The organism is Lactobacillus sp. UMNPBX15 (assembly GCF_002553785.1).
Classification (GTDB): Bacteria; Bacillota; Bacilli; order Lactobacillales; family Lactobacillaceae; genus Lactobacillus; species Lactobacillus crispatus.
Genome location: NZ_PCYV01000010.1, coordinates 40,337 through 54,364, shown reverse-complemented (window position 1 = coordinate 54,364; position 14,028 = coordinate 40,337). Strand labels below are relative to the sequence as shown.

At 38.5% G+C, this 14,028-nt stretch carries 11 protein-coding genes, 2 pseudogenes and 1 riboswitch; of the genes and pseudogenes, 7 read left to right on the top strand and 6 right to left on the bottom strand.

Annotated features, from left to right (window positions below; genetic code table 11):
• The 3 genes from CP366_RS10910 to guaA form a co-directional block, all read right to left on the bottom strand.
• A partial coding sequence (locus CP366_RS10910) for an LEA family epithelial adhesin (protein WP_233197971.1) occupies positions 1-2,407 on the bottom strand: 2,407 nt, incomplete at its 3' end.
• A 344-nt stretch (positions 2,408-2,751) separates the two neighbouring features.
• Positions 2,752-2,895, bottom strand: a complete 144-nt coding sequence (locus CP366_RS10685; RefSeq protein WP_158227344.1) for a hypothetical protein — start codon at positions 2,893-2,895, stop codon at positions 2,752-2,754.
• A gap of 493 nt (positions 2,896-3,388) precedes the next feature.
• Complete coding sequence (gene guaA, locus CP366_RS04185) at positions 3,389-4,942, bottom strand: glutamine-hydrolyzing GMP synthase (protein WP_173295835.1); 1,554 nt, start codon at positions 4,940-4,942, stop codon at positions 3,389-3,391.
• 220 nt (positions 4,943-5,162) lie between these two features.
• Between guaA and CP366_RS11140 the strand changes: the two are divergent.
• The 7 genes and pseudogenes from CP366_RS11140 to CP366_RS04150 form a co-directional block, all read left to right on the top strand.
• Positions 5,163-5,246: pseudogene (locus CP366_RS11140) on the top strand (XRE family transcriptional regulator); the annotation flags it as partial.
• Between the two features lie 65 nt (positions 5,247-5,311).
• Positions 5,312-5,560 carry a hypothetical protein gene (locus CP366_RS04175; RefSeq protein ID WP_089145692.1) on the top strand — a complete coding sequence of 83 codons (249 nt, stop codon included), beginning with the start codon at positions 5,312-5,314 and terminating at the stop codon, positions 5,558-5,560.
• A pseudogene (locus CP366_RS10905) lies at positions 5,548-5,730 on the top strand (XRE family transcriptional regulator); the annotation flags it as partial. The gene CP366_RS04175 and the pseudogene CP366_RS10905, both read left to right, overlap by 13 nt.
• 64 nt (positions 5,731-5,794) lie before the next feature.
• A riboswitch (purine riboswitch) is annotated at positions 5,795-5,892 on the top strand.
• Positions 5,893-5,963: 71 nt separating this feature from the next.
• A complete protein-coding gene (locus CP366_RS04165) occupies positions 5,964-6,542 on the top strand; it encodes a xanthine phosphoribosyltransferase (protein WP_054832677.1) in 579 nt (192 codons plus the stop codon).
• 6 nt (positions 6,543-6,548) lie between these two features.
• Positions 6,549-7,835 carry a nucleobase:cation symporter-2 family protein gene (locus tag CP366_RS04160; protein WP_089145693.1) on the top strand — a complete coding sequence of 429 codons (1,287 nt, stop codon included), beginning with the start codon at positions 6,549-6,551 and terminating at the stop codon, positions 7,833-7,835.
• Between the two features lie 149 nt (positions 7,836-7,984).
• Entirely contained in the window at positions 7,985-8,797 is an 813-nt protein-coding gene (locus CP366_RS04155; RefSeq protein ID WP_089145694.1) for a helix-turn-helix domain-containing protein, read from the top strand.
• A gap of 86 nt (positions 8,798-8,883) precedes the next feature.
• Entirely contained in the window at positions 8,884-10,308 is a 1,425-nt protein-coding gene (locus tag CP366_RS04150) for a C69 family dipeptidase (RefSeq protein WP_005721654.1), read from the top strand.
• Between the two features lie 54 nt (positions 10,309-10,362).
• Here CP366_RS04150 and CP366_RS04145 read toward each other — a convergent pair whose 3' ends face one another.
• The 3 genes from CP366_RS04145 to CP366_RS04135 all read right to left on the bottom strand — a co-directional run bounded on the left by CP366_RS04145 (position 10,363) and on the right by CP366_RS04135 (position 14,002).
• Entirely contained in the window at positions 10,363-10,887 is a 525-nt protein-coding gene (locus CP366_RS04145; RefSeq protein WP_089145710.1) for a GNAT family N-acetyltransferase, read from the bottom strand.
• A 68-nt stretch (positions 10,888-10,955) separates the two neighbouring features.
• Positions 10,956-12,251 carry a UDP-N-acetylglucosamine 1-carboxyvinyltransferase gene (locus CP366_RS04140; RefSeq protein ID WP_089145695.1) on the bottom strand — a complete coding sequence of 432 codons (1,296 nt, stop codon included), beginning with the start codon at positions 12,249-12,251 and terminating at the stop codon, positions 10,956-10,958.
• Between the two features lie 131 nt (positions 12,252-12,382).
• Positions 12,383-14,002 (bottom strand): CTP synthase, encoded by a 1,620-nt coding sequence (locus CP366_RS04135; protein ID WP_089145696.1) that lies wholly within the window; start codon positions 14,000-14,002, stop codon positions 12,383-12,385.
• Positions 14,003-14,028: the final 26 nt, after the last annotated feature.

Genomic DNA, 14,028 nt, shown 5'->3' with positions numbered 1-14,028 from the left:
TCTTGGTCTTAGAAGATGTTGGAATTGTCATGTTCTTAATAGCTTGAACACCATTTTCCTTAGCAGTGTTTACTGCATCATTAGTTGTAGCTTTATTAATGTCAGCAATTGCGTCATCAGCAAGTTTTTGTGCTTGGTTAACTAACGCGGTTTTTTCTTCAGTAGTTAAGATAGCAGAGTTATTAATGCTTGCTTTCTTAGCTGTTGCAGCATCATTAATAGCCTTTATTGCATCCGTAGCGTTCTTCTTGACACCATTAAGTTCGTTCCAAGCATTATTTTCAGCATCAGTAAGCGCTTTTACCGTCTTTAGATCTGCATAGGTACCATTACTTTTGTTAACTTTACCACCTTCTACAGAAATTATATTATTTACTGCTTTTGTCGCATTGTCATAAGCTAATTTTTTATCTGAATCAGCATATTTATAACTATCTGAAGCCTTAGTTGTATCGACTTTATGATCAGTAAAACTGCCATCAGAAGCATACTGTCCGATACTATTACCAAGATTTTTCATAGCATCGTTTAAAGAATTTCCTTCATTAGCAATATTCTTTAAAGCATCAGAGTCTGTAATGTTATTTTGAATTTTATTCCGCAAAACATTAATTTGAGCATTATTTAAATAGTCGGTCTTAATATTATTAGCCATATAATTATTGGCATCATCCCAATTAGGAATAATATCTTTAGCTTTTAATGGTTTACCATCTGCATTCAGTGCTCTCTGCTCACCATATAAGCTAGAAAACATGTTATAGTAGCCATTCTGATAAGAATAAATATTAGCTGAGATTCCTGAGAATTGTTGATTTTTCGGACCTGAAATTAAATCTATTTCATGAGAGTCTGTGTGTTGCGTAGTAAAGGAAATAACATAAGAAGAATGTTGTGATAGATCAACCCCAGCCCACGCAAGTTTACTTTGGTAACCATGTGACTTAAATTCCATTGCTTGGTTAAAGTTAACACTGTTAAATACGCCATTAGAATTAAATTCATTCCGTGTGTCATAAATGATTGGGATTTGGGCCTTAGGGTCATTAAGGTCCTTAGAATCTAAACCGTCAACTCCAGTTTTATTTTTAATTATAAAATTATTAAAATGAAAGTCATGAACGTCACCTAGATAAGGGGTCGTCCCATCATATGCATTATTATAATAAACCTCATTACCATTATTGAAAAAGTAAGTCTGCCATAAGTTCGTTTTACCAGAACTAGTATCAGTAGTGAAATAGTATGAGGGTTGCAAATATCTATTGTCATAAGCTGGCAAGGTTTTACTATTATTAATTAAACCAGTATTTGGATCAACATCTGTCTTAGGATTAAATGAAAAGTCTACTTCAGCTGGTGGATTTTTTATTGTAATGTCAGTAGCGCTATTGCTACCGGGCTCAAATTTATAATATGTATATTTTTGATTAGGATCATTAATTACTTCCATATCAACATTATCAACGATTTGGTAGTCATTAGTGAGAGCAATACCAAATTTTGCAGAAACTAACCCACTTGGGCTACTGCCAGCATTTTGTAATCCCTGATGAGGGAAGAAAACAACAGTCCAACGGGTCTTACCATTTCCTAAATCTTCTTTAGAAATATTGATATTATTTTTAGTATCTTCAGCTGTCGTTGCCGTTTGCCCACGAGCAGTACCATTAGCTTGAATATCAGCAGCATGGTAAACGTAGTCATTACCATAAATAGTTACAACCTTGTAATACTTTCCATCTTTACCTTGATAGATATTAGAACTGTAGTTATCTGAAGAAGTTAGATTAGTCTTATTGGCCAATTCTTGATTTTCTTTAGCTGGCTGATCATTAATGTTATTTTGATCTACATCTGCTCCACTTCTGTCAGTACCAGTACCAGTATCAGTACCAGTATCAGAAGCTGCCATTAAGTTCATAAATGCTAATTTTGCTGCTGATTTAGCTGCTAATGATTTAATATCAGTGTGAGCGCTGCCTTGCGTCTTTGGTGCAGATTGTGAGGTTGTCGCAGCTTCTGCAGAATTATTAGCTGTTACATCGTTACTTGCACCATTTTGTTGAACTTTTTCTGTTGCACTAGTTGTTTTCTGAGTATTAGTGTTATTTTGATCTACTGTAGCTGCTGATTTTGCTGCTGATGATTTAATATCAGTGTCAACGCTACCTTGCGTCTTTGGTGCAGATTGTAAGGTTGTCGCAGCTGCTAAAGTTTGTTGCGAATTACTGTTTGGTGAACTATTGGTAACGCTTTCTGTGGTTGCTGCCTTTACAGAATGATTTGTAAAGTTAATTCCAAAAATGGTTACTCCTAATAATACGGAAGCCACACCAACGTTAAGCTTACGTAAACTATAACGCGGTGTCCGCTTAGTTTCTAAAAATTTAAGTCGCTTCATCATTATTCTTACTCCCCAATTTAATAACTAGTAGTGTATTGCAGTACACCAGAACAAGAGTGCTACCGTTAAGTTATCAGCCTAATTGCTGAGTATAATATTTCTTCAATCTGATAATATTATAACACCGTTTCGCGACTTTGATGACCGCTTGGCCCTCGAGCCGGGCGGCTTTTCTGTTTGCAGTCAACTTACCAGATAGTAAAAGAGACTAACCGCAAAGGCTAATCTCTTTTCAAACACTAAAATTATTCAAGTTCGCGATTGAGAGTAGTGAGACGCAATCTCACTGCTCTCTTTTCATATATTGTGGTACTAGAAATAATGTTTAAATTTAAATTATAACTCTAAGTCGTTTCCTTCATGAAGTACTGACTTTTTAGCTTGAATCTTTGATACGGAGATGGTTCTTCATTGCCTTTTCCGCTTAATTTCGGTTTCCTTATCCCGTTCGGTGTAACTGAAGTTGATGAATCCTTTAACGGCTTCATCGTGCAATGACCCCCTCATGTTTGCCGTCCCGGCAAAATAAATTTTCAGCCTTCGGTTGCGACCGAAAACGGCTGACTAAATTTATGAATCGTCGGGTTAGTTTCTGCTCAGCATTAATTGATATATACCAATTTGTTAATTATATTATATACTGCTTGAAAGGGCGGCCTGATAGTCTTCCCTTTACCCTAGCGACCGATCAGATATTGCATTCGAGAATGAGTACCTTGAGATTTCATTCAAGGTCATTTCGAGATTTCATATCTGATTTACTTATATTTTCGTCATAAGTAACAACAACGATCAAACAGACTGCTCCGTTTGGATTTCAGCATTTCTTTTGTGTCAACAAACAGAAACAAAAAATGCCCCACCTATCACTGACGATAAGTAGGACAACAGTCACTTACTTTTAACCCGTGTTTTTTACTAATATTGCCCCTCTTCAAATGCTGTCATATTGGGGTTCCCTCTTCATGTTAATATATTAAATTACTCCCATTCAATCGTTGAAGGTGGCTTACTCGTCACATCGTAAACTACGCGGTTAACGTTATCTACTTCATTGACGATTCTATCTGAAATGTGACCAAGTACATCCCATGGAATTTGGGCAAAATCTGCAGTCATCCCATCAATTGAGGTTACGGCACGAATACCAATCGTATAGTCATAAGTACGTCCATCGCCCATTACTCCAACGGAGCGAATACCTGGAAGAACAGTGAAGTATTGCCAGATCTTTTCTTGTAAACCTGCCTTCTTGATTTCTTCTCGTAAAATCGCATCAGAATCACGCACAATCTTAAGCTTGTCTTCAGTCACTTCACCAAGAACACGGATACCAAGACCAGGGCCTGGGAATGGCTGACGCCATACTAAGTCATGTGGAATGCCCAGCTTTTCACCAAGTTCACGTACTTCGTCCTTGAACAACTTACGCAGTGGTTCAATCAGCTTGAAATGCATGTCCTTAGGAAGACCACCAACGTTGTGATGGGACTTAATCGTTTGGGCAGTGTTGGTACCTGACTCGATAACATCAGTATAAAGCGTACCTTGAGCTAAGAAATCTACATCCTTTAACTTCTTAGCTTCTTCGTTAAAGACCTCGATGAATTCCTTACCGATAATCTTACGCTTCTTTTCAGGATCAGTTACACCTTTCAACTTGTCTAAGAATCTCTTTTGGGCATTAACCCGAATGATGTTAACACCAAGATCCTTGTTCAAGGCTTGCATTACTTGATTGCCTTCGTCTTTACGCAGCATTCCGTGATCAACAAAAATTGCAGTTAATTGATCACCGATTGCTTTGTGTAAAAGAGTAGCAGTAACGCTAGAATCTACACCACCCGAAAGACCTAAGATGACTTTCTTGTCGCCGACTTCTTTACGAATATCATCAACCTTCATGTCGATGAAGTCGTTCATGGTCCAGTTAGCCTCAGCACCACAAACCTCAAAAGCAAAGTGCTTCAAGATGTCTAAACCGTATTCTGAATTGCGCACTTCTGCGTGGAATTGGATACCATAAAACTTTTTATCTGGATTAGCAATTGCCGCAATTGGACAGTTTTTGCTTGAGGCAGTTACTTCGAAGCCCTTTGGAGCTTGAGTTACCAAGTCGCCGTGGCTCATCCAAACGTATTGCTTTGAAGGCAAGCCATTGAACAAAATACTGTCTGGATCTTCAACCGTAATGTTGGCGCGGCCATATTCCTTGTTTTCAGCTTGTTCAACTTTACCGCCTAAGTCATGAGACATTAATTGCATCCCGTAACAAATACCCAAAATTGGAATACCCAACTTAAAGATTGCAGGATCAACCTTTAATGCACCATTATCGTAAACACTGTTAGGACCACCTGAGAAAATGATTCCCTTAGGATTGATCTGTTTAATCTTCTCCATGGAAAGATCGTGTGGTAAAAGTTCAGAATAGATACCAAAGTCACGAATACGGCGGGTAATTAATTGGTTATATTGACTACCGAAGTCAAGCACAATAATTTTATCAAAATCGTCTAGATTCTTAGCCACTATTTACTCCCTCTTTTCAATTACGCATTTTTAACTAACTCTACTAGGAAAAATTAAAAAGGTCAATCAAAAAGTTAAAAATAGCCATTCATTGTTCGGCTTTTATCTTGAGCAACCAGCAGTTGCAACCGCTAGTTGCGTCTAGTGCAAGCAGAAAGTTCTTGTCTGCAACCAGGCTTCTTTGTAAATTTGAATTAATCAAAAACAGAAAAGACGATCAATCATGAGATTAGGTCAAAAAATTGCGGCATTACGCAAGAAAAATCATCTTTTTCAAGAAGCACTAACTGAAAAGATGATCGTCAGCTTAATGAGGCAGAGCTAACAGAAATTAAACAAAAGAAGGCACAATACACTAAATCCTACACTGCAATGACAATTACAGCTACGGTTTTATGCATCATTTCTGCTATCCCGCTTCTATGCGGCGTGTTCTTTACTCAGCTACTAAATGGCAGCCAACTAGATCAATTAATGACTGGCTTAGTCGCTGGCACTTTAATACTTATTGCCATCGGTGTGTTCTTCTTTGTCAAAAGTAATATCATTATGGACAGCTACAACATTTTATTACAAACAGATGATTACACTCCTAAGAAAAACTTGGTCGCAAGATTATGAACAAATACGCCACACTCTATTGGTTAATAGCAGTCTTACTTTATCTAGGATATAGCTTCATTACCAATGATTGGGAACGCAGCTGGATCATCTGGCCAATCGCGGGGATCTTATATGGCATTATCGAAAAGATCATCAGTCTGTGCCATAACGATATCGCAGCTGAATAATTTTTACTATAATCGAACATTAATCCTTAATTTTCCACTTGTGTTCGGCAATATATTCTGTTAAGATTAAGCCAACACAAATATCTATATATCGTCGAAATAAGGTCGACAGTCTCTACCCGGTACCGTAAACACCGGACTATAGGTGAATGAAAGTTAAGAATAATCTTAAGGACTTCTTTTACCTGTTTTAGGTAGAAGAAGTCCTTATTTCTTTCTTGAGGAGAATAATATTGAAGGAATTAGTAGATCGAATTAAACAAGATGGTGAAGTTTTACCCGGAAATGTGCTTAAAATTAATTCATTTTTGAATCACCAAGTTGATCCGCAACTAATGATGCATGTTGGTGAAGAATTTGCCCGCCTTTTTAAAGATGAAAAAGTCGATAAGGTCTTAACTTGTGAAGCATCTGGAATTGCCCCTGGCGTAATGGCAGCCTATCAACTGCACGTGCCAATGATCTTTGCCCGAAAGAAAAAGCCATCTACTTTGAATGATGCAGTTTATTGGGCTGACGTCTTTTCTTACACCAAGAAGGTCAACAATAAGATCTGCGTTGAAGAAAAATTTTTGCACCCAGGCGAACATATCTTAATCATCGATGACTTCGTTGCCCACGGTGAAGCAGTCAAAGGCATGGTTAACATCGCCAAGCAAGCCGGCTGTAACATTGTTGGCGTTGGCGCTGTTGTTGCAAAAACCTTCCAAGGCGGAAGCGAATGGGTAGAAAAAGAAGGTCTACGTTTTGAAGCCCTAGCAAAAATCGATAGTTTTGAAAATGACCAAGTACACTTCGAGGGAGAAGAATAATTAAAAATGGCACAAAAAGAAGTTAGTCACAAAAAAGCTGCTGTCCTAGGTTTGCAACATTTGCTGGCAATGTACTCCGGTGCAGTTGCCGTTCCCCTTTTAATTGGTACGGCACTACACTTCAATAGCACACAGATGACTTACCTAGTTTCGATTGATATCTTCATGTGTGGTTTAGCCACTTTAATTCAACTATTCCGTAATAAATATTTCGGCATTGGCTTGCCAGTCGTTTTGGGCTGTGCAATTCAAGCGGTAGCTCCCTTAGAAATGATCGGGCAGAAGTTTTCAATTAACACGATGTATGGTGCCATTATCGTTGCTGGAATCTTCGTCTTTCTAATTGCTGGCTGGTTTTCAAAAATCAAAAAACTCTTCCCGCCAGTAGTTACTGGGACCTTAATTACAGTAATTGGGCTAACTTTAATTCCGGTCGCTTTCCAAAATATGGGCGGCGGAAACGCACAAGCCAAAGATTTCGGTGATGCGAAAAATTTAATCGCTGCCTTTATTACCATCCTCATCATCATTGCCATCGAAGTCTGGATTAAAGGATTCTTACGTTCCATTTCCGTTTTAATTGGATTAATTGTTGGTACTCTAATCGCTAGCTGCATGGGGCTTGTTTCATTAAAGCCAGTTGCCGAAGCTTCTTGGTTCCATTTGCCTCAATTTTTCTACTTCGGGGTGCCAGAATTCGAATGGTCATCTTGTTTGACCATGATCATCATTGCCTTAGTTTCCTTGGTCGAATCCACTGGCGTCTTCTTTGCCATTGGTGACCTGCTCCACAAAGATATTACCGAAGAAGACCTAAAAAAAGGTTATCGTGCAGAAGGATTAGCACAAATCTTCGGTGGGCTTTTCAACACCTTCCCTTACACTACTTTTTCTCAAAATGTCGGCTTACTTCAATTATCCGGTATTAAAACCAAGCGCCCTATCTATTGGGCTGCTGGTTTATTAATGGGAATGGGCCTTCTTCCTAAAATCGGCGCTTTAGTAACTATCATCCCTGATTCAGTCTTAGGCGGCGCTATGTTAGTCATGTTTACCATGATTGCCGTTCAAGGAATCAAAATGTTAACTAAAGTTGATTTTGAGAACAACCGCAATATTCTAATTGTAGCTATTTCAATTGGTATGGGACTAGGCGTAACTGTCTATCCGCAAATCTTCCAACCCCTTCCCCAAACCATTCAATTGTTCTTAGGCAACGGTATCGTCGTAGCCAGCATCTGTGCAACTCTGCTTAACCTATTATTCAACGGAAGAAGTGGTGCCAATAAGTAAAATACCTTTTCATTTCATAATTCCATATCATAATTTTCTATAAATATTCACGAACGACCGCTTAATGTGGTCGTTTTTCATTCTTCACCTTTTAAGCAAAAACTCTTTTATAATAGAAGTAACGTAATTTTTTTAAAGTGAGGGAATCCATGCCTAACTTAAACATTCAAAACCTTGAAAGCTACATCATGTTTTATGGTCGACAAAAATGTCAGCCCGATGAATTCTTTCAAGGTGACAATCTTCGTAAAAACGATATTTTTTATTACATTATTAGCGGAACTGGTACCTTTACTTCTAGTAGACACCACGCAGTCAAATTAAAAGCTGGCGATCTTTTTTACGTCCCGCGCAATCAAACTTGTTCTTTCCAAGCTGACCATGATGAACCCTGGGAATACTTCTGGATTGGCCTAGCTGGCAACGGCGTTAATGAAAGCATCAAGGCATCAAATTTACCTAATAAAAATTTCTTGCGTCAAATTCAAAAAACTGCCTTTTATCAAACCCTAGATGACCTTTATCAATGTTTGGCGAAGAAAAAGACCTTATTAAACAATTTAAAAATTTCAGCTTTAACCTATCAGCTCTTCTATCACCTAATCAAAGACTTCCCTAATCATCCACCAGTCCGCAAAACATCGAAAAATGATCAGTATCAAATTGCCATTAATTATCTTAATCAAAATTATACCGATCCTACCTGCAATATTGTTGAACTTTGTCATAGGCTAGGAGTATCACGCAGCTTTTTATATGCTTTGTTCAGAAAAAACACTAAATTATCGCCTCAAAAGTACCTCATGCAATTGCGCATGGAAGCCGCTAAAAAAGAATTAATTAATACCAAGCACAATCTAAGGCAAGTTGCTCAAAAAGTCGGCTACGGCGATGAATTTACCTTCTCCAAGGCATTTAAACGCTATAGCGGTGTTAGTCCAAATGCCTTTCGGGGAAATTAATTATATTCTTTGCCTTATCGGATTATTTTTGCATACAATATTATTAGGAAATAATTTAAACATAATAAAAGTAAAGGACTGATCCAATGAAACAAACAGAATGTACTACTATTTTAGTTGGTAAAAAAGCAACTATTGATGGCTCAACAATGATCGCTCGTAGTGAAGACGGTGGCCGCGTCATTATCCCTGAAGGCTTTAAGGCCGTTAATCCAGCTGACCAACCTAAGCACTACACTAGTGTAATTTCTAAACAAAAGATTGACGACGCTGATTTAGCAGAAACACCATTACGCTATACTTCAGCACCTGATGTTTCAGGTAAAAATGGTATCTGGGGCGCAGCCGGAATTAACGCTGAAAACGTAGCTATGACCGCTACTGAAACTATTACTACTAATTCACGTATCCAAGGTGTTGACCCATTACTTGATCCAAGTGAAGGTGGTCTTGGTGAAGAAGATTTCGTCACTTTGACTTTACCATACTTGCACTCAGCTTTTGACGGTGTTAAACGTGTCGGCTATTTAGTTGAAAAATACGGTACTTATGAAATGAACGGTATGGCCTTTTCTGATAAGGATAACATTTGGTACCTTGAAACTATCGGTGGTCATCATTGGATTGCACGCCGTATCCCAGATGATGCATATGTTATTGCACCAAACCGTTTGAATATTGATACTTTCGACTTCAACGATTCTGATAATTTTGCTTGTTCAGCAGACCTAAAGGATTTAATCGAAGAATATCACTTGAATCCAGACCGTGAAGGCTACAACATGCGCCACATCTTTGGTTCTTCAACTATTAAGGATGCTCACTACAATAATCCTCGTGCTTGGTATATTCACAACTATTTCGATCCAGACTTTGGTGGCACTCCAGCAGATCAAGATCAACCTTTTATCTGCCATGCTAATCGTTTAATCTCAATTGAAGATATTAAATGGGCCGAAAGCTCACACTACCAAGACACTCCTTACGATGCTTATGGCGATCAAGGTACTCCTGAACAAAAGAAGACCTTCCGTCCTATCGGTATTAACAGAAACTTTGAAACCCATATTTTGCAAATTCGTAATGATGTTCCTGCAGAAATTGCAGGTGTACAATGGTTAGCCTTTGGTCCTAACACCTTTAACTCAATGGTGCCATTCTATACTAATGTCACTACTACCCCTGAAGCTTGGCAAACCACTCCTAAATTTAACTTGAGCAAGATTTTTTGGCTTAACAAGTTAACTGCTCAATTAGGCGATACCAACTACCGTGTTTACGGTGAACTTGAAGACGCCTTTGAACAAAAGAGTTTAGCACAATGTCACAAGATCCAACATGATACTGACAAAGAAGCAAAGAACCTTTCAGGTAAGGAATTACAAGACAAGTTAATTGCGGCCAACCAAAAGATGTCTGACACTGTTTACAACAACACTGTTGAACTTCTTGGTCAAATGGTTGACGAAGGTCACGGTTTAATGACTTTGAAGTACGACTTGCTTGATTAATAAATAAAGCAAAAAAATAATCCACATGGAATTCACATCCCATGTGGTTTTTCATTACCTTAAATTCAACTCGTAAGCTATTCTACTTGAATCAACCGGATCTTCAGTTACTTGAATAATCCCTCGTTCAATAAAATTATGACTAACTGCAATGTGCTGGACAATTTTATTTTTCCGGCTTGTATCAATTCTAAAATTGTGAATTCCTTGTGCATAAGTTAGAGAAATAATATTGCTCAAGAAAAATTGACTCAAATGCATTCCTCTAAACTTACTAGAAACTGCAATGCGGTGAATTGTCGCATAGGTGTCCACATTATTTTCCCACTTGCCTTCAATATCCGCATAAGTTGGCTCACGGCCAATTACCACTGCCGCATAACCTGCAACTTCATTATCCACAGTTAATACCCAAGCACACCCATTTTTAATATCATCTTCTACAGTTGCTCGATTAGGGTAGCCACTTTGCCACTGCGATGAGCCACTTTCCTTTAAAAAAGAAATCGCATCATTTAAAATTTGCACAATTTTATCCACATCTGAATTTTGTGCACGTCTTGTAAAAATTAAACTCATTTGTTCACCTACAAATCGACATATCATTACAAAAACCACACGGAGATTTTCCATGTGGTTTTTATTTACTAAATATTATCTAAAATACCCGGTACAGCAGGATCATCCTTGATAGTTACATCAGCTCCAAGTTGACGCAGCTTTTCTTGGACCCGATCATAACCACGCAAGATATTACCAGCCTTGTCGATCGTTGTTGTACCATCAGCCATCAGGCCTGCAATCATTAAACATGCACCAGCACGAATTTCACCTGCAGTCACTTCTGCGCCATGAAGTTGTTCAGTTGGATGAGCCAAAATAATATTATCCTCAACTTTAATATCAGCACCCATCTTCTGCAACTGAGCAATATGTCCGATTCGCTTAGGATAAATATTATCAATCACCACGCCTTCACCGCTCTTAGCAGTTAATAAAAGTGGCGTAATTGGCTGCTGCAAGTCTGTCGCAAAGCCTGGATAAACATCTGTCTTTACCTGAACCATCTTTAAGTCACCGGCTGGATAAACATACAGTGAATCTTCATCTGAATCGATTACTACACCCATTTCTTCAACTTTAGCCAGGTATGAATCAAGGTGTTCTTCGATAATATTATGAATGCGAATGCCATTACCAATACAGGCAGCTAAAGCAACATAAGTCCCTGCTTCAATTCTGTCTGGAATAATCGTATGAGGAATTTGTGCTTTAAGCTGCTCCACCCCTTCAATTCGAATAGAGTCAGTACCAGCACCACGAATAACTGCCCCCATATTGTTCAAGAAGGTAGCTAAATCAATAATTTCCGGTTCCTTTGCGGCATTTTCGATTATAGTCTGGCCCTGTGCCGTCACACTAGCCATAATAATATTCATCGTTGCCCCAACTGATGGCATCTTTAAATGGATTTTTGCTCCATGCAAACCATCTTCTGGTGCAGTAATTATAATTTGATCATTTTCATTTTTTACGCTAGCGCCTAAGGCTTCAAAGCCCTTAATATGTTGGTCAATCGGACGTGGTCCAATATCGTCACCACCAGGGAAGCCCACTACTGCCTTGCCAAAGCGACCAAGTAGCGCACCCATAAAGTAATATGAAGCGCGCAAACTCTTAATCTTACCAGCTGGCAACGGACTCATTTTGATATCAGTTGGATCTATTCTTAAAGTGGTTTCACCGAAATCACAATGTACATCCATCTCACTTAACAAGTCCATCAAGTTAACCACATCAGCTATTCTTGGGACGCCTTCCAAGGTCACTGGTGTTCTTGATAAAATTGATGCCGGAATAAGAGCAACTGTTGAGTTCTTAGCTCCACCGATCCAAACATCACCCTGCAGGGGCTTTCCACCATGAATTATCATCTGCTTCATTGGCGAAAACAAATCCTTTTCTACTTTCAATTAATCATAATAATGTTAAAGGATATTTACAAAAAAAACAAGAGCTGAGGTCTCTCAGTTCTTGTTTTCTTAAGATTTTGTATAATCAAACTTTAATCACTTTAAAATTCTTGTGCTGGAAGACCACTAGCTGCACCAATAAATGACTTAAATAAGCCTTCTGGACGTTGTGGCCGACTCAAAAATTCCGGGTGATATTGTGCTGCAATAAAGAATTTTTTCTTTGGTAATTCGATAATTTCAACTAAGCGGTTATCTGGTGAAACGCCTGAGAAGACCATACCAGCCTTTTCAAAGGCTTCACGGTATTCATTATTAAATTCGAAACGGTGACGGTGACGTTCTTGGATAACCTCTTGATCATCGTATGCTGCACGAGTCTTAGTTCCCTTCTTAAGAGTAGCTGGGTAAATACCTAACCGCAAAGTACCACCAATATTTTCTTCATCACGCTTATCAGCCATAATGTCGATAATATTATTCTTGCAGTTTGGCTCTGCTTCTGCAGAATTAGCATCCTCAAGGTTTAATACATCGCGTGCAAATTCAACACTAGCCATTTGCATCCCCAAACAAATACCTAAGAATGGGATGTCATGTTCACGAGCATACTTAATTGCAGTAATCATTCCTTCAAGACCACGAGTACCAAAACCACCAGGGACAATCAAACCATCTGAATCCTTCATGATTTCTGCAATATTATCTTCAGTTACGTCTTCAGCTTGTACCTTATCAACATCAATCTTAGTGTTGTAAAGATAACCAGCATGTTGCAAAGCATCAGTAACTGAAATATAAGCATCTTCAAGCTCTACATACTTACCAACCAAGGTAATCTTAGTGTGATGCTTCAAGGTCTTAGCACGCTCATCAAGCTTCTTCCAAGCTTCCATGTCAGCTTCTGGCTTTGGACTCTCTAAGTGTAAGAAATCACAGACTTTTTGATCCATGCCTTGCTTTTGGAAGTTCAAAGGCACATCGAATAATGAAGGAGCATCAATTGATTCAATAATTCGATCAACAGGCACGTCTGTAAAAGTAGAAATCTTGTCTTTGTGTTCTTGGTCAATTGGTTGTTCAGCACGAAGCACTAACATATTTGGTTGAATACCAATACTACGCAATTCCGCAACTGAGTGTTGTGTTGGCTTAGTCTTCATTTCATGAGCAGCGTGAAGAAGTGGTACTAAAGTACAGTGAATGTACATTACATTTTCTGGGCCAACTTCACGGCGCATTTGACGAATAGCTTCCATGAATGGAGTTGATTCGATATCCCCAACAGTACCACCAATTTCAGAAATAATTACATCTGAATCAGTAGTCAAAGCTGCACGCATGATCTTCTTTTTGATCATGTCAGTAATATGAGGAATTACTTGTACAGTAGCACCATGGTAGTCACCACGACGTTCTTTTTCCAAAACTTCTTGGTAAATCTTACCAGTAGTTACGTTAGAATACTTGCTAGTTCTAACATCTACGATTCTTTCATAGTGACCTAAGTCAAGGTCAGCTTCTGTACCATCGTCGGTAACATAAACTTCACCGTGTTGGTATGGATTCATTGTACCTGGGTCAATATTAATATATGGGTCAAACTTTTGCATAGTGACCTTCAAGCCACGATTCTTAAGAAGTCGACCTAAACTTGATGCAGTAATCCCTTTACCAAGTGAAGATACGACACCGCCAGTTACGAAGATGTATTTTGTCATGTTCTGCTCCTTTTAACTTATCCTTT

Bases quoted from the DNA above. Each gene is read 5' to 3' on its own strand.
- CP366_RS04160 (WP_089145693.1), top strand. From the start codon at position 6,549: ATGGCACAAAAAGAAGTTAGTCACAAAAAAGCTGCTGTCCTAGGTTTG.
- CP366_RS10685 (WP_158227344.1), bottom strand. From the start codon at position 2,895: ATGAAGCCGTTAAAGGATTCATCAACTTCAGTTACACCGAACGGGATA.
- CP366_RS04135 (WP_089145696.1), bottom strand. From the start codon at position 14,002: ATGACAAAATACATCTTCGTAACTGGCGGTGTCGTATCTTCACTTGGT.
- CP366_RS04150 (WP_005721654.1), top strand. From the start codon at position 8,884: ATGAAACAAACAGAATGTACTACTATTTTAGTTGGTAAAAAAGCAACT.
- CP366_RS04155 (WP_089145694.1), top strand. From the start codon at position 7,985: ATGCCTAACTTAAACATTCAAAACCTTGAAAGCTACATCATGTTTTAT.
- CP366_RS04140 (WP_089145695.1), bottom strand. From the start codon at position 12,251: ATGAAGCAGATGATAATTCATGGTGGAAAGCCCCTGCAGGGTGATGTT.
- CP366_RS04145 (WP_089145710.1), bottom strand. From the start codon at position 10,887: ATGAGTTTAATTTTTACAAGACGTGCACAAAATTCAGATGTGGATAAA.
- CP366_RS04175 (WP_089145692.1), top strand. From the start codon at position 5,312: ATGACAATTACAGCTACGGTTTTATGCATCATTTCTGCTATCCCGCTT.